Genomic DNA, 16,666 nt, shown 5'->3' on the forward strand with positions numbered 1-16,666 from the left:
ACGATCGTTCCACCCTCCGGAAGAGGGATTTCTCCATCCAGCCATTATTTGGCCGGAACGTGATCGGCCGTCAGGCAGCGGCACGGCTGTTACGGCCGCTGCCTATGCGGCCGTGGACGAGATCGTGGATGAAGCCGAGCTTGCCGATCACCACGTCCGACAGCACGAACGGGTAGAGGTCCTGGTGTCCCATCGCCCGGTTGAAAGAGTTGAGCGCCGCCGACAGGGCCAGCCAGGCATCGGTGATCTGCCGGATCGGCACGTGATCGGCGTAGACGTCGAAGTCGATCGTCGTCGTCAGGAGATCGCTGTCCGGCACGCGCGGATCGACGCCGACGCCCCAGCTGTTGCCGACCTCCAGCGTGTCGACGATGTGGAAGTAATGCGCCCAGGTCTCGGCGAAATCCTCCCAGGCATGCGATCCGGCATAGGAGGAGACGTAGCTCATCTGCCAGTCCGGTTTCGGTCCATTGGCGTAATGCGCCTGCAGGGCGTCGCCGTAATCGGCCTCGTCGTCGCCGAAGATCGCGCGGCATTCATCGAGCGCGCCGCCGTCGCGCACCAGACGATCCCAGTACCAGTGACCGACCTCGTGGCGGAAATGCCCGAGCAGCGTGCGATAGGGCTCGCCCATCGAGGTGCGCCGGGTCTCCCGCTGGGCGTCGTCGGCCTCGACCAGCGCGATGGTGATCAGGCCTTCGTCATGCCCGGTCATCACCTTGCCGCTCGGCTCGGCATCGTCGGAAAGAAACGCGAAGCCGAGGCCTTCCGGGTCCTCGACGCGGGTGACCAGCGGCAGATGCAGGCGCATCGCGGTGTAGATCATCCGCCTTTTGGCGACCTCCATGCGCCGCCAGAGTTCCACCCGGGTGGCGTCGGAATAGTCCGGAACCGTGATGTTGTGGCGGCAGGCGGCGCAAAGCTCATCCGGGTTGTCGCCGGCGATCAGCCAGTTGCAGACGCCGTGGACGTAGTTGCCGCAATATTTCCACTGGCCGCCGCCGGCATGGCTGCCGGCCGCCCGCCAGATTCCGTCTTCTGGGTCCAGCGCGAGGATGCGATTGGAGAAAGGCTCGTAGCCGAGCGCGTGGTTGCAACGCTCGCAGACGACGTTCTCGAAATACAGCACGTTCGAGCAGAAGGAGCAGGTAAAGAGCTTCATGGGTCCCCTCTGCGACGCCCCGTGCGCCGATTCTGGCTGTTGCGCGCAACAATGCGCTGGCACGCCGACGGTTCCGCTCCATGTGCACTGCAACAAGAGCGGCGACGCAAGTCCCGACGACTTGCCGCCCGCATCCTGACGGTTATGGTTCCCTGCCAGTCCCGCCGGATTTGCCGACCAGAAAGCGCCGATGTCGATCCTTGCTGCCCTGCACCACGTCACCCATTACCGTTACGACAGGCCGGTCCGGCTCGGCCCGCAGGTCATCCGGCTCCGGCCCGCGCCGCATTCGCGCACCAAGGTGCCGTCCTACTCGCTGAAGGTCCTGCCCGAGGGGCACTTCGTCAACTGGCAGCAGGATCCGTTCGGCAACTACCTCGCCCGCTTCGTCTTCCCGGAACCGGCGACGGAGTTCCGGATCGAGGTCGACCTCATCGCCGACATGACGGTCTACAATCCGTTCGACTTCTTCGTCGAGGAGGCCGCGGAAGCCTGGCCCTTCACCTACGAGGAACCGCTGCGCACCGACCTGACGGCCTATCTCGGCGCCGAGCCGGCGGGGCCAGAGTTGCAGCGCTTCCTCGACGAGCTAGACCGCAGCGAGACCCATACGGTGGACTTCCTCGTCGGGCTGAACCGCGTCATCGAGCAGCGGGTCAACTATCTGGTGCGGATGGAGCCCGGCGTGCAGACGCCGGACGAGACGCTCAGCATCGGCTCCGGCTCCTGCCGCGACTCCTCTTGGCTGCTCGTCCAGGTGATGCGGCATCTGGGCTTTGCCGCCCGCTTCGTCTCCGGCTACCTGATCCAGCTGAAGCCCGACCGCGTGGCGCTGGAAGGCCCGGCCGGCACGACCGTCGACTTCACCGACCTGCACGCCTGGGCTGAGGTCTATCTGCCCGGCGCCGGCTGGATCGGGCTCGACCCGACCTCCGGCCTGCTCACCGGGGAAAGCCACGTGCCGCTGGCCGCGACGCCGCATTACCGCTCGGCCGCGCCGATCACCGGCGCCGTCGACCCGGCCGGCGTCGAGTTCGAGTTCGAGATGACGGTCCAGCGCATCGCCGAGCGGCCACGCGTCTCCTACCCCTTCTCCGAGGAGAGCTGGCAGGCGCTCGACGCGCTCGGCGAGACGGTCGACGCCGAACTGCGCGCCGGCGACGTCCGCCTCACCATGGGCGGCGAGCCGACATTCGTGTCGATCGACGAGTTCGAATCGCCCGAATGGAACGCCGACGCCACCGGGCCGATGAAGCGGGGGCTGGCCGACGACCTGATCCGCCGGCTGCGCGAGCGCTTCGCGCCGGGCGGCTTCCTGCATCACGGCCAGGGCAAGTGGTATCCGGGCGAGACCCTGCCGCGCTGGACCTTCTCGCTCTACTGGCGCAAGGACGGCGTGCCGATCTGGCGGAATGCCGATCTGGTCGCGCGCGAGACGGCGGCGGAGCCCGTCGGCATCGCCGAGGCCGAGAAGATGGCCCTCAAGGTGGCCGAAACGCTCGGCGTCGATCCCGAGAATGCCCAGCCGGCCTTCGAGGATTCCGCCTACTGGCTCGCCCGCGAGGCGCAGCTGCCGGAGAATGTCGACCCGACCGATTCAAAGCTCGAGGATCGCGAGGAACGCGCCCGCCTCGCCACCGTGTTCAGCCGCGGCCTGTCGCAGCCGGCCGGCTACGTCCTGCCGGTGCAGGCCTGGCAGGCGCGCGCCGGAAAGGTCCGCTGGCTGTCGGAGCGCTGGAAGTCGCGGCGCGGCCACCTGTTCCTGACGCCCGGCGATTCGGCCCTTGGCTACAGGCTGCCGCTGGCCTCGCTGCCGCATCTGGAGCCCGGCGACTATCCCTACCACCACCCCGCCGACCCGACCCAGCCCTTCCCGCCGCTGCCGCCGGAGCAGCGCACCCAGTACGGCCGCACCGAGATGCAGTCGGCGGCGCGGGGATCGATGCAGCAGGAACTGGGCGGCATGAGCCAGTCGCTCGGCGCCGGCGCGGCTGAGCAGACATTGTCAGGCGGCGGATCCGCCCCGGCTGCCGGCACAGGCGCGACCGGACCGGCCGAAATCGCCGGCTTCGTGCGGACCGCTATCGCCATCGAGCCCCGCGACGGCAAGCTCTGCGTGTTCATGCCGCCGCTTGAATCGGCAGAGGCCTATCTGGAGCTGCTGGCCGCCGTCGAAGACGTCGCCGAGGCCGAGGGCCTGCCGGTGCAGATCGAGGGCTATGCGCCGCCGGCCGACCCGCGGCTCAACGTCATCCGCGTTGCGCCGGATCCGGGCGTCATCGAGGTCAACGTCCATCCCTCGTCGTCCTGGCGCGAGAGCGTCGCGATCACCACCGGCGTCTACGACGATGCGCGCCAGTCGCGCCTCGGCACCGACAAGTTCATGATCGACGGCAAGCATGCGGGCACCGGCGGCGGCAACCATGTCGTCGTCGGCGGCGCGACGCCGCTCGACTCGCCGTTCCTGCGCCGGCCGGACCTCTTGAAGTCGCTGGTGCTCTACTGGCAGCGCCATCCCTCGCTGTCCTATTTGTTCTCCGGCCTGTTCATCGGCCCCACCAGCCAGGCGCCGCGCGTCGACGAAGGCCGGCACGACCAGCTCTACGAGCTGGAGATCGCCATGGCGCAGATCCCGGCCGACTCCTCGACCGTGCCGCCGTGGCTGACCGACCGGCTGTTCCGCAACCTCCTGATCGACGTCACCGGCAACACCCACCGGGCCGAGATCTGCATCGACAAGCTGTATTCGCCGGACGGGCCGACCGGCCGTCTCGGCCTCGTCGAGTTCCGTGCCTTCGAGATGCCGCCGGATGCGCGGATGAGCCTTGCCCAGCAGCTGCTGGTGCGGGCGCTGATCGCCAAGTTCTGGAAGCAGCCCGAGGACGGCAAGTTCGCCCGCTGGGGCACGACGCTGCACGACCGGTTCATGCTGCCGGAATTCATCTGGCAGGACTTCCTCGACATTCTCGGCGATCTCGAGCGCTCCGGCTATCCGATGCGGCCGGAATGGTTCGAGGCGCAGGCCGAGTTCCGCTTCCCGTTCTGCGGCAGGATCGAGCGCGAGGGCGTCACGCTGGAGCTGCGGCAGGCGCTGGAGCCTTGGCACGTGATGGGCGAGACCGGCGCGATCGGCGGCACGGTGCGCTTCGTCGACTCCTCGGTCGAACGGCTGCAGGTCAAGCTCGGCGACTACGATCCGGCCCGCCACGTCGTCACCTGCAACGGCCGGCAGGTGCCGCTGACCGCCACCGGCAACGGCAAGTCGGCGGTCGCGGGCGTGCGCTTCAAGGCCTGGCAGCCGGCCTCCGGCCTGCACCCGACCATCCCGGTGCATGCACCGCTGACCTTCGACATCTACGACCGCTGGTCGAAGCGCTCGCTCGGCGGCTGCATCTACCATGTCGCCCATCCGGGCGGGCGCAACTACGACGTCTTCCCGGTCAATGCCTACGAGGCCGAGGCCCGGCGCCTCGCCCGCTTCGAGGAGATCGGCCACACGCCGGGCAGCTACGAGCCGGTGCGCGAAGTGCCGGACCCGGCCTTCCCGACGACGCTGGACCTGCGCCGGCCGGCATTCCTGGCCGGCTGACGCCCTTTTGGCGTCGCGCCCCCGATCAGGGGTGCGACGCGTCCGTGGTCCCGGTGCCTTGGCCGAGACGCGCCTTCAGCTCGGCCATCTCGGCCCGCAACGCCTTCATCTCGGCGAGGATCATGCGGTTGTCGTCGTGCGCCTGCTCGCGGCCGGCGTCGTCCACCGCCTGGTGCTCCTCCTGCATCGCCGAGACGATGACACCGATGAAGAGGTTCAGCACCGCGTAGGTGGTCGACAGGATGAAGGGCACGAAGAACAGCCAGGCGAGCGGGTAGGCTTCCATCACCGGCCGCACGATGCCCATCGACCAGCTCTCCAGCGTCATCACCTGGAACAGCGTGTAGACCGAGGCTCCGACGCTGCCGAACCACTCGGGAAACGTCGCGCCGTAGAGCTTGGTCGCCATCACCGCGAAGACGTAGAAGACCAGCAGCAACAGGACGATGATCGAGCCCATGCCGGGCAGCGCCGCGATCAGCCCGCCGATGACCCGCCGCAGCGACGGGATCATCGAGATCAGCCGCAGCACCCTGAGGATGCGCAGGGCGCGCAGCACCGTCAGCGGTCCGGTCGCCGGCAGCAGCGAGATCGCCACCACCGTGAAGTCGAACAGGCTCCACGGGTCGCGAAAGAACCGCCAGCCGAAGGCGTAGATCCGCAGCGTGATCTCGACGACGAAGATCGCCAGGGTCAGCCAGTCCAGGAAGGTCAGCAGCGGCCCCATGACGCTCATCACCCACGGGTCGGTTTCGAGCCCGAGCGTGACGGCATTGATGAGGATGACGGCGACGATGAAGAATTCCCACCTGCGCGAGCTGAGCAGGGTCCGAAGTTGGGCGCGCATGATGTCCGATCTCTGGCGATGTTCGGCGGAGCGAAGGCTGCTATTGCAGTCGGCGTCAAGAGGTCGGTTCCCCCCGCATGCAAGAAACAGCGTCCTGGTCCCCACTTACGCGTTACGCCTCGCTCGTCGGCACCGGCCGCGACGAGATGCTGGCGGGTGACGGCAGCGTCCGGTCGCAATACCGGCCGCTGGTGGATGCGCTGGTCGCCATGCCGGAAGCGGAGCGGGAATCGCGGTTTCGCAGCGCCAGCCAGTATCTGAGCGAGGCCGGCGTCCATCATCGCATCTACCGGCCGGGCGACGCCGACGAGGAAGAGCGCGAGTGGCCGCTGTCGCAGCCGCCGCTGGTCGTCGATCCGGCCGAATGGGCTGGGCTGGAAAAGGGTCTCGTCCAGCGCGCGGAGTTTCTCGAGCGCCTGCTCGCCGACATCTATGGCGAGCGGGCGCTGGTCCGCGACGGCGTGCTGCCGGGCGCGATCCTCGGCAGCAACCCGGAATTCCTGCGCCCGCTCGCCGGTCAGGGCCTGTCGGGCCAGCCGCTGATCCGCTTCATCGCCGTCGATCTCGGCAGAGGTCCGGACGGGCGCTGGTGGGTGCTCGGCGATCGCACCCAGGCGCCGTCGGGCGCGGGCTTCGCGCTGGAGAACCGGGTGGCGACGTCGAAGGCGTTTCCGGACCTTGCCCGGCAGATGAATGTCGAGCGGCTGGCCGCCTTCTTCCAGCGCTTTCGCGAGATGCTGCACGGCCTTGCCGGCGGCGACATGTCGAGCATCGGCTTGCTCACCCCCGGGCCGCACAACGAGACCTATTTCGAGCACGCCTATCTCGCCCGCTATCTGGGCCTGCTGCTGCTCGAGGGCGGCGACCTCGTGGTGCATCGCGACCGCGCGGACGTTCGGACCGTCGACGGATTCCAGCCGATCAGGGTGCTGTGGCGTCGCCTCGACGCCGAGTTCTGCGATCCGCTCGAACTGTTCGGCGGCTCGCGTATCGGAACGCCCGGCCTGTTGCGCGCGATCCGCTCCGGCGCGCTCGCCGTCATCAATGCGCCGGGCTCCGGGATCCTGGAAAGCCGCGCGTTGATGGCGTTCCAGAAGCCGCTCGCCAAGGCGCTGATCGGCGCCGAACTGGCGCTACCGACGATCGCCACCTGGTGGTGCGGGCAGAAGGCCGAGCGCCGCTTCGTCGAGGCGAACCGCCATCGCCTGCAGCTGGCCTCGGCCTTCCCGCCGGCGGCGACTGCCCAGCCGGTCGCCGATCCCGTCGCCCTCGACTGGGCCGACGCGCTCACCGCCGGCGGAATCGGCGTGGTCGCCGAGGAGATCGCGGCGCTCTCCACCGCCCCGGTCTTCATCGACGGCCAGTTGGAGCCGCGCCCGGTGACATGGCGGGTGTTCCTGTCGCGCGACGACCGCGGCTGGCATGTCATGCCGGGCGGCTTTGCCCGGATCGCCGATTCCCGCGATGCCCGGGCGGTTTCGATGCAGGCGGGCGGACGGTCCGCCGACGTCTGGGTCCCCTCCCGCGAGACGCCGCGGCCCGTCACGCTCCTGCCGCGCGAGCGAAGTTTCGTGCGCCGGGTTCCGGGCGCCCTGCCGGCCCGGGCCGCGGACAATCTGTTCTGGCTCGGCCGCTACGCCGAGCGCTGCGAGGTCGCCACCCGCCTCGTCAGGCTCTATGCGGCACGGGTCGGCGAGGTCCTGCCATCCGGCGAGATCGACGCCCGGCTCGAGGCACTGCTCGCCGAGTTCGGCGTCGCCCCTGACGCGATGGCGAAGGGCCTTCTCGCCCTTGCCCGCCGCGCCGCCGACACCGCATCGCGCATCCGCGACCGCTTCTCGCCCGACGGCTGGCGCACGCTCGACGAACTCGTCGAACTGATCCAGGAAGCTCACGCCGAGAAGGATGAAGATACCGTCGCGCTCGCCAACCAGATCCTCACCCGGCTCTCCGGCTTCACCGGCCTGGTGCGCGAGAACATGTACCAGTTCGCCGGCTGGCGCTTCATGCAATGCGGGCGCCGCATCGAGCGCGGCCGCATGTCGGCGCATATCGCCTCGGTGCTGCTCGCCGGCGATGCCCCGGAAGGCGCGCTCGAGGGCCTCCTGGAATTCACCGACAGCCGCGTCACCTACCGGCGCCGCTACTCGGTCGACCTGTCGCGCGAGACGGTCGTCGACCTCACCGTGCTCGATCCGCTCAACCCTCGATCGGTGGCCTTCCAGGTCAACAGCCTCGTCGACCGGCTGGCGGAACTGCCAGGCATGCATGCCGCCGAGACGCCCGACCTCATGTCCCGCCGCATCGCGCGGCTAAAGGTGCGGCTGCAGACCGCCGATGCCACGGAAATCGACACGGCGTTTCTCGACCGGGTGGAAGCCGATCTCGGGCTGATCTCCGACCTTCTGACCGAGCGTTATCTGTTGTCGAGCCCGGGCGCGCGGCCGGACCGGGCGGCACCGGAATGATCTACGATCTCACCCTGAAGATCGGCTACGATTACCGTTCCGCGGTCACCGACGCCCGTCACAGCCTGCGTGTGCGCCCGCGCAGCGACCGCCAGCAGGCCGTCACCGACCTGACGCTGACGCTGGCGCCGTTGCCCGACGAGTGTATCGAGGAGCGGGACTTCTTCGGCAATGCCGTGGACGCGGTGGTGTTTCATCGCCCGCACCGGAACCTGTCGGTGGAGATGCGGGCGAGGGTCCAGGTCGATCGCCCGGTGGTGGAACTCGAGCGGGCGCCCGGCCTCGCCGAACTCGCCGAGACCGCCTTCCTCCACCGCGACAGCGGCGGCGAAGCGCCGATGCACTTCCTCGGCACCAGCCGGATCGTCGCGCCGCTGCCCGCCGTGACCGACTACGCCGAACCCACACTGGTCGCGCCGGGTTCGACGGGGCCGGCGATCCTCGCGCTCACCCGGCAGATCAAGGCCGACTTCGCCTATCTGCCCGGCTCGACCGATGTCCGCACCAGCGTCGCCGCGGCGTTCGCGCAGCGCAGCGGCGTCTGTCAGGACTTCGCCCACATCATGATCGCCGCCCTGCGAGCCTGGCGCATACCGGCCGCCTATGTCAGCGGCTTCCTGCGCACCGACCCGCCGCCCGGACGACCGCGGCTGGAAGGCGCCGACGCCATGCATGCATGGGTCGAGGCATGGCTCGGCGACGATCTCGGCTGGGTGGGCTTCGACCCGACCAACGGCATCGTCGCCGGCGACGACCACGTCGTCGTGGCGGTGGGGCGTGACTACGCCGACGTCGCGCCGGTGGCGGGGACGTTCGTCACCACCGGCCGCCAGCGCACCCGCCATTCCGTCGACATGGTCCCCGTCCTCGAAGCCTGACGGACCGGTCAGTGAACCCATTGGTAACGGACGCATGATTACGTCCGATCAGAAAATTCCGATCGATCCCGGTTCTCCTGATGCACGTCGACGCTCCCACCATGATCCTGCTGACGGGCGGGATCGCCCTGATCGCCGCGCTGTCGCTGGCGAACGAGTGGCGCAGGGGCCGCGAGCCCGCGATCGGTCTCTGGAGCATCGGCTTCGCGTGCATTGCCGTCGGCTCCTCGCTTTCGATCTCGCGGTTGGCCGGCTGGTACGTCGCCGGCATATGGTTGCCGCACGGCATGCTGATCGCCGCCCATGCCTGCTTTCTGTTCGGGGTTGCCGAGCATGTCGGCGTCCGGCCGCGACGCCTGTGGCTCACCGCTCTCCTGCCCTGGGCGATCTGCTATCTGCTGCCGGCCGACATGGGCAGTGCGCCGCTGCTCGTCCTCGTCAACTCGCTCACCGTCAGCGTCTATGCGCTCGCCTGCGCCCTCCTCCTGCTGCGCTTCGGTGATGGCTCCGCGAACCAGCGCATGCTGGGCGGGCTCTTCGCCTTCCACGGCGTCGTCTATCTGATCAGGGCCGCGCTGGTCGGCGTCGACGGCGCCTTCGTCAATCTCGGCCGGTTCGAGGGATTTGCCGTGTCGGCCGGCCTTTTCCACGGCGTCTTCGTCGCCATGCTGCTGGCCCTGCTGATGATTTCGGCCGTGCGCGGACGCCGCGAGTCCGACCTCGCCACCCTCGCCCATAACGATCCGCTCACCGGCATCTACAACCGGCGCGCCTTCCTCGCGCTGACCGGCAAGGCGCTCTCGGCCCCCGCGCCGCGGCAGGCTTTGCCGGTAGCCGTCCTGCTGTTCGACCTCGACCATTTCAAGCGCCTCAACGACACCCATGGCCATGCCTTCGGCGACCGGGTCCTGCAGGATTTTGCGGCAACGGTGCGCGATCGCCTGCCAGGCGAGGCAATCTTCGCGCGGCTCGGCGGGGAGGAGTTCGCGGCGTTCCTGCCCCGCACGAGCGCCAAGGAGGCTGCCGAGCTCGGCTGGGCGATCGTCGGCGCCTTTGCCGAGGAACGGGCGAAGGGCATCGGTGCGACGGTCAGCGCGGGCCTTGCGACTGCGGCGGAAGCACTGCCGGTGGAGACGCTCATCGAAGCCGCCGATACGGCGCTTTACGAGGCCAAGCGCCGCGGGCGCAACCGGGTGGAGCAGGCGCCGGCCGTCACGTCATCGGCGCCTTCTGCCTATCCTCTTCCCGGGCAGGTCACCCGGGCTTACCACTGCGCGTGAAAATGATGCGTCGGGCCGTGGCCCGAGCCGACATCGAGGCGGGCTGACGCGGCGATCGCTTCCGCGACATAGGACTTCGCCCGCCGCACCGCTTCGACCGGGTCGCCAGTCAGCGCCAGTTGCGCGGCGATCGCCGAGGAAAGGGTGCAGCCGGTCCCGTGGGTATTGGCTGTCTTAAGGCGGCGCCCCTCGAACCAGGTGGCGCGGCCATCTGCGAACAGCACGTCCGGACTGTCCTCGGCAGGCATGTGCCCGCCCTTGACCAGCGCCGAACGGCATCCGAGCGCCGTCAGCCGCCTTGCGGCATCTTCCATCGCCCCGCGCTCGCTCACCTCTTCCTCGCCCAGCAGTACCGCCGCCTCGGGAATGTTCGGCGTGATCATCGTCGCCAGGGGCAGCAGCTCGGAGCGCATGGCCGCAACGGCATCCTCGGCGAGCAGCCGGTCACCGCCCTTGGCGATCATCACCGGGTCGAGCACCACATGGGCCGGCCGGTGGCGGCGAAGCGCAGCGGCAATCGCCATCGCGATGCCGGCGGTCGCGACCATCCCGATCTTCACCGCATCGACCCTGATATCGGCGAAGATCGCGTCGATCTGCCGGGTCACGAAATCCGGCGACACGAGTTCGACGCCGGTGACGCCTTGCGTGTTCTGCGTGGTCAGCGCGGTCACCACGGCCATGCCGTAGACGCCGTTGGCCGAGAACGCCTTGATATCGGCCTGGATCCCTGCACCGCCGGACGGGTCCGACCCGGCGATCGACAGGACGTTGCGGATGGTGGTCATGGCGGGCTCCACTGTGCCGGGAAGCGAACGCCCGTCTCGAAGCAGATGAAACCGGCCGGCGAATCTCGTCCGCCGGCCGGCCGTGATCTCAGTCTTCCTGGACCAGGACGATCGTGGCAAGCGGTGGCAGGGTCAGCGAGATCGAGAAAGGCCGCCCGTGGACCGAGTGTTCGGAGGCTTCCTTGCCGCCGAGATTGCCGACATTGGAACCGCCATAGATCTCGGCATCGGTGTTCAGCCGCTCGATCCAGCGACCGCCCTGCGGCACGCCGATCGCGTAGTCGTGCCGCGGCACCGGCGTGAAGTTCGAGACGATCAGCACGTTGCGTCCCTGCTTGTCCTTGCGCAGGAAGGCGATGACGCTCTGCTCGACATTGGCGGTGTCGACCCACTCGAAGCCCGCCGGGTCGCAGTCCAGTTCGTGCAGCGCCGGGATCTCGCGATACATCGTGTTGAGATCGCGCACGAGCCGCTGCACGCCCTTGTGCTCCGGCTGGTCGAGAAGGTGCCAGTCCAGCGAATGGTCATGGTTCCACTCGCCGACCTGGCCGAATTCGCCACCCATGAAGATCAGCTTCTTGCCCGGGTGGTTCCACATGAAACCGAAATAGGCCCGCAGATTGGCGAATTTCTGCCACTGGTCGCCGGGCATCTTGCCCAGCAGCGAGCCCTTTCCGTAGACCACCTCGTCGTGGCTCAGCGGCAGGACGAAGTTCTCCGAATAGGCGTAGACCATCCCGAAGGTCATGTGATGGTGGTGGTAGCGCCGGTTGATCGGGTCTTCCTGCATGTAATGCAGCGTGTCGTGCATCCAGCCCATGTTCCACTTGAAGTGGAAGCCGAGGCCACCCGCAGAGGTCGGCCGGGATACGTCCGGGAACGCCGTCGACTCCTCCGCGTGCGTCGTGGCCTTCGGATAGTACTCGCCGACCCGCTCGTTGGTGTCCTTCAGGAACGCCATCGCCTCGAGATTTTCCCGGCCGCCGTAGATATTGGGCTCCCATTCGCCGTGCTCGCGCGAATAGTCGAGATAGAGCATCGACGCGACGGCATCGACGCGCAGGCCATCGATGTGGAACTGGTCGAGCCAATAAAGACCGTTCGCGACCAGGAAATTCTCCACCTCGCGGCGCCCATAGTCGTAGATCAGCGTGTTCCAGTCCTTGTGGAAACCGCGCTTCGGGTCGGGATGCTCGTAGAGCGGAGTCCCGTCGAACAGACCCAGGCCATGCACGTCGGTCGGGAAATGTCCCGGCACCCAGTCGAGCAAGACGCCGATGCCGGCCTGATGGAAGGCGTCGACGAGGCGCGCGAAGCCCTCGGGCGTGCCGTGCCGCGCGGTCGGCGCGAACAGGCCGATCGGCTGGTAGCCCCAGGAGCCGTAGAACGGATGCTCGGATACCGGCAGCAACTCGACATGGGTGAAGCCCATGTCCCGGACATAGGGGACCAGCTCGCGTGCCAGATCGTCATAGTCCAGGAAGGCGTTGCCGTCGCCGCGCATCCAGGACCCCAGATGCACCTCGTAGATCGAGATCGGCTTCTCGCGATCCTGCCAGTCGGTCGGGTGGCTCCGGAATTCGGCGTCCTGCCACTCGTGCTGCACCAGGCCGTCGACGATCGACGCGGTCGAGGGGGCCATTTCCTGCCGGAAGCCGACCGGATCGGCCTTCAGCGGCAGGACGTTGCCGTCGCGGCCGATCAGCTCGTATTTGTAGACCTCGCCGCGCCCGATGCCCGGCACGAACAATTCCCACATGCCGGTCTCGTGGCGCTGGCGCATCGCGTGGCGGCGACCATCCCAGCTGTTGAAATTGCCGACCACCGAGACCCGCCTGGCATTGGGGGCCCATACCGCGAACGCCGTGCCGGCGACGCCGTCCATTGTCGTCGGATGGGCACCCAGCCGCTCATAGAGCCGATAGTGATTGCCTTCGGCGAGGAAATAGACGTCCTGCTCGCCCAGCAACGTGCCGAAGCGATAGGTGTCCTCCTCCTCCCAGCTGTCGGCGCCGTGGGTGTAGCGCAACCGATACGGCTGCCCCCCGGCCCGGCCGGGCAAGAAGCCGGAAAACAGGCCGTCCTGCTCCGTCGATTCGAGCTCCGCAACGGTGCTCCCGGACGGCTCGATCACCGTCGCGCTGTCGGCACCCGGCCGGAACACGCGCACGATCACGCCCCCGTCGACGGCATGCGGTCCGAGCACGGCGAACGGGTCGCCGTGCTGGCCGTTGGCTATCGCCGCGGCCGCTTCCGGTATCATGCGATGGTCGATCGGGGCAGCGCCCGCCCCGGCCCTGAGATTGGTCATGGTCATCAAAGAACCTGTCGTTTTTCGAGGAGCGCGATGATCCCGCGCAGCGGGATCGACAGCCACGCAGGTCGCATGGCTGCCTCGTAGCGAAGCTCGTAGAACGCCTTTTGCAGAAGGAAGAGATCGAGAAGCTGGGCGGTCGCGTCGTCTTCGAGCGAAATGCCCGATGCGGCGCTCCAGTTGCTCAGGAACGAGGCCGACACTTCGTCGCGCCAGTTTTCGGCCATCTCGCGCAGCCGCTCGACCGTTGCCTCGTCAGCCGGACCGGTGCGGTCACGGGCGGCAAAGGCGGCGTAATCGAACGAACGCAGCATCCCCGCGACGTCGCGCAGCGGCGACGACTTCCGCCGCCGCTCTTCGAGCTCCCGGCCGGGCTCGCCCTCGAAGTCGAGGATCACCACGTCGTTCTTGGCAACCAGCACCTGGCCGAGATGGTAGTCGCCATGGATGCGCGTGCGGTGGGTCGTGACGTTAAGCCTGGTGAAGCCGTCGAACCAGGCGAGGATCGCCGGTTCGGCCGCAATCAGCCGGTCGATGTCCTCGGCGCCGACGGACCCGCTGGCCTCCCGCTGTCCGCGCAAGAGCACGAGCGACGCGATCGCCTCCTCGCGGGCGTCCGCCACCATCTGCGCCAGCGCATCGGCGTCGATCGGCTCCGGATCGAAGTCCGGGTCACCCGTCACCGTCGCCAGCGCCGCGTGCATCTGGCCCGTCCGGGTGCCGAGAACTGTACCGGCGTCGATCTGGATCGCCAGCTTCTGTTCGCCGACGATACCGGCCTCGGCCGGGACCTCGTCGCCCACCGGCGACTGGCCGTAGGCATTGTCGCGCAGGTACCGGTTGAGCGCGTCGGTCACCACCGACCATGCGTCGCCCTGGTTCTGCACCTGCTCGAAGAGGGCGGCGATGGCGGCGCGGGTGCCATCCTGCCGGACCAGCTCCACCGAGCCGAGCAGCGCAGGCGCCGCCTCGAAATCGGTCTGTTCGGTGAGGAAGCGGGTCACTTCCAGCTCCGGCTGGATACCGTCGCGCAGCCGCCGGTAATATTTCAGGATCGCCTCGGATCCGACGGCCAGCGAGGTATTGGACTGCTCCCCGCCCAGCGCCTGGATCGCATCCGGCTCGATCAGGAGCGCGCGCGCCAGATCATCGCGCCGTGAGGTCGTCGACGAGATTTCCAGCCGGCCGGCACCGAGATCGACCTCGACCCCGGCCGCGATCATGGCGATCACCAGCTTGGCGAGTTCAGGGTCGCGTGCACCGTCGACCACCGCCCCGATACGTGGCCCCTGCCGGATCTTGGCGATCGTATAGGGCAGCGTCGGCGACTGCGGGTTCAGGTAGTCCTCGCCCCATTTGGCGCTCAGCGGCAGCAGATAATGATGCTCGCCGGCGCTGGTATCGACGCGCAGCTCCGTGAAGAGATGGCGGCGCGATTCCGGCACCGGCGGCCCGAGAACGTCGAGCGACAGGCGGCGCGGCCGTTCCGACTTGCCGGCGAACCATCGCTGGCCGGCGATGAATTCCGGCAGCACCAGTTCCAGCTCGCGCTGGTTGCGCGGATTGATCGTTGCCTTGAGGTCGGTACCGGCGACGATCGTGGAAAACGCCGGCAACGGCGTCGGCTCGCTGCGGTCCCGCCCTGCGGCGGCGGCCGACAGATCGAACCAGAAGAAGCCGTAGGCCGGCAAGGTGAGGACGTAGGATCCGGTTCCGACCGCCGGGAACACCGACAGGCCGAGCATCTCGACCGGCACCGAGCCGGCATAGGCCGAGAGGTCGAGTTCCACCGCCTGGGCTGAGCCCGAGAGATTGGCGACGCAAAGGATCTGCTCGTCGCCATATTCGCGCAGATACGCGAGGATCTTGCGGTTCGACGGGTAGAGGAAGTTAATCGTGCCGCGGCCGAAGGCCTCCTTGGTGCGGCGAACCTGGATCAGCCGGCGCGCCCAGTTCAGCGGCGAGGCAGGATTGCTCGACTGCGCCTCGACGTTGACCGCCTGGAAGCCGTAGATCGGATCCTGGATCACCGGTAGATAGAGCCGCTGCGGGTCGGCACGCGAGAAGCCGCCATTGCGGTCGGCCGACCACTGCATCGGCGTGCGCACGCCGTCGCGATCGCCGAGATAGATGTTGTCGCCCATGCCGATCTCGTCGCCGTAGTAGAGCGTCGGCGTACCCGGCATCGACATCAGCAGCGCGTTCAGCAGCTCGATCTTGCGCCGGTCATTTCCCATCAGCGGCGCGAGGCGCCGGCGGATGCCGAGATTGATCCGGGCGCGGGTGTCGGCGGCGTATGTCGACCAGAGATAGTCGCGCTCTTCCTCGGTCACCATCTCGAGCGTCAGCTCGTCATGGTTGCGAAGGAAGATCGCCCACTGGCAGTTCTCGGGGATCGACGGCGTCTGCCGCATGATGTCGGTGATCGGATGCCGGTCTTCCTGGGCCAGCGCCATGTACATTCGCGGCATCAGCGGGAAGTGGAACGCCATGTGGCATTCGTCGCCCTCGCCGAAATAGGGGCGCGTGTCCTCCGGCCACTGGTTCGCCTCGGCGAGCAGCATGCGGTCCGGGTAATGCTCGTCGAGATCGGCGCGGATCGCCTTCAGGACGTCGTGGGTCTCGGAGAGGTTCTCGTTGTTGGTGCCCTCGCGCTCGACCAGATAGGGGATCGCGTCGAGCCGCAGCCCGTCGACGCCCTTGTCGAGCCAGAAATGCATGACCGACAGCACCTCCTCCAGGACCTTCGGATTGTCGAAGTTGAGGTCCGGCTGGTGGGAGAAGAAGCGGTGCCAGAAATACTGCTTGGCCACCGGGTCCCAGGTCCAGTTGGACGTCTCGGTATCGGTGAAGATGATGCGGGTGAGGTCGTAGCCCTTGTCGTCGTCGGCCCAGACGTAGAAGTCGCGCTCGGGCGATCCCTTCGGCGCGTTGCGGGCGGCCTGGAACCACGGATGCTGATCGGACGTGTGGTTGATCACCAGCTCGGTGATCAGCCGCATGCCGCGCTTGTGGGTCTCCTCGATCAGCCGCTCGACATCCTCGATCGTGCCATAGGACGGATTGACGGCCCGGTAGTCTGCGATGTCGTAGCCGTCGTCGCGCAGCGGCGACGGGTAGAACGGCAGAAGCCAGATCGCCGTCACGCCGAGTTCCTGGATGTAGTCCAGATGCTGCAGAAGCCCCGCGAAGTCGCCGATGCCGTCACCGTTCGAATCCGCGAACGTCTTGACGTGCAGCTGGTAGATGATCGCGTCCTTGTACCAGTCGGCGGCGTCCGGGTTCGGGCCGGAGGTGGCGTCGGTCACGACGATGGGTAGCTGTTCGTTCATCGGAGAGA

Annotated in this window: 9 protein-coding genes; 4 read left to right on the forward strand and 5 right to left on the reverse strand. The window is 67.8% G+C overall.

Annotated features, from left to right (window positions below; translation table 11 throughout):
- Positions 1-70: 70 nt before the first annotated feature.
- Entirely contained in the window at positions 71-1,162 is a 1,092-nt protein-coding gene (locus GGR03_RS11610; protein WP_183208205.1) for a zinc-binding metallopeptidase family protein, read from the reverse strand.
- A gap of 190 nt (positions 1,163-1,352) precedes the next feature.
- Here GGR03_RS11610 and GGR03_RS11615 point away from each other — a divergent pair, with 190 nt between their 5' ends.
- Entirely contained in the window at positions 1,353-4,751 is a 3,399-nt protein-coding gene (locus GGR03_RS11615; protein WP_183208207.1) for a transglutaminase family protein, read from the forward strand.
- Positions 4,752-4,776: 25 nt separating this feature from the next.
- On the opposite strand, the gene GGR03_RS11620 is transcribed toward GGR03_RS11615, so the two are convergent.
- The gene (locus GGR03_RS11620) at positions 4,777-5,598 is read right to left on the reverse strand and encodes an ion transporter (protein WP_183208209.1); all 822 of its coding nucleotides are present in this window, start codon (positions 5,596-5,598) and stop codon (positions 4,777-4,779) included.
- Between the two features lie 77 nt (positions 5,599-5,675).
- Between GGR03_RS11620 and GGR03_RS11625 the strand changes: the two genes are divergently transcribed.
- From GGR03_RS11625 to GGR03_RS11635, 3 genes are all read left to right on the forward strand, one after another.
- Positions 5,676-8,066: a circularly permuted type 2 ATP-grasp protein gene (locus GGR03_RS11625; RefSeq protein WP_246367914.1), complete on the forward strand. Its 2,391-nt coding sequence runs from the start codon at positions 5,676-5,678 to the stop codon at positions 8,064-8,066.
- Positions 8,063-8,944 carry a transglutaminase family protein gene (locus GGR03_RS11630; protein ID WP_183208211.1) on the forward strand — a complete coding sequence of 294 codons (882 nt, stop codon included), beginning with the start codon at positions 8,063-8,065 and terminating at the stop codon, positions 8,942-8,944. Before GGR03_RS11625 ends, GGR03_RS11630 begins: the two co-directional genes overlap by 4 nt.
- A gap of 80 nt (positions 8,945-9,024) precedes the next feature.
- Positions 9,025-10,224, forward strand: coding sequence for a GGDEF domain-containing protein (locus GGR03_RS11635; protein ID WP_183208213.1), 1,200 nt, complete (start codon positions 9,025-9,027; stop codon positions 10,222-10,224).
- Here the strand turns inward: GGR03_RS11635 and thiD are convergent.
- The 3 genes from thiD to treS form a co-directional block, all read right to left on the reverse strand.
- Complete coding sequence (gene thiD / locus GGR03_RS11640; protein WP_183208215.1) at positions 10,209-11,012, reverse strand: bifunctional hydroxymethylpyrimidine kinase/phosphomethylpyrimidine kinase; 804 nt, start codon at positions 11,010-11,012, stop codon at positions 10,209-10,211. The genes GGR03_RS11635 and thiD overlap by 16 nt on opposite strands.
- An 88-nt stretch (positions 11,013-11,100) precedes the next feature.
- A complete protein-coding gene (gene glgB, locus GGR03_RS11645; RefSeq protein WP_183208217.1) occupies positions 11,101-13,329 on the reverse strand; it encodes a 1,4-alpha-glucan branching protein GlgB in 2,229 nt (742 codons plus the stop codon).
- Positions 13,329-16,658, reverse strand: coding sequence for a maltose alpha-D-glucosyltransferase (gene treS, locus GGR03_RS11650; protein ID WP_183208220.1), 3,330 nt, complete (start codon positions 16,656-16,658; stop codon positions 13,329-13,331). Before treS ends, glgB begins: the two co-directional genes overlap by 1 nt.
- Positions 16,659-16,666 lie beyond the last annotated feature (8 nt).

Origin of the sequence: Aurantimonas endophytica, assembly GCF_014196845.1 — a bacterium.
In the GTDB taxonomy this organism is placed as follows: Bacteria; Pseudomonadota; Alphaproteobacteria; order Rhizobiales; family Rhizobiaceae; genus Aurantimonas; species Aurantimonas endophytica.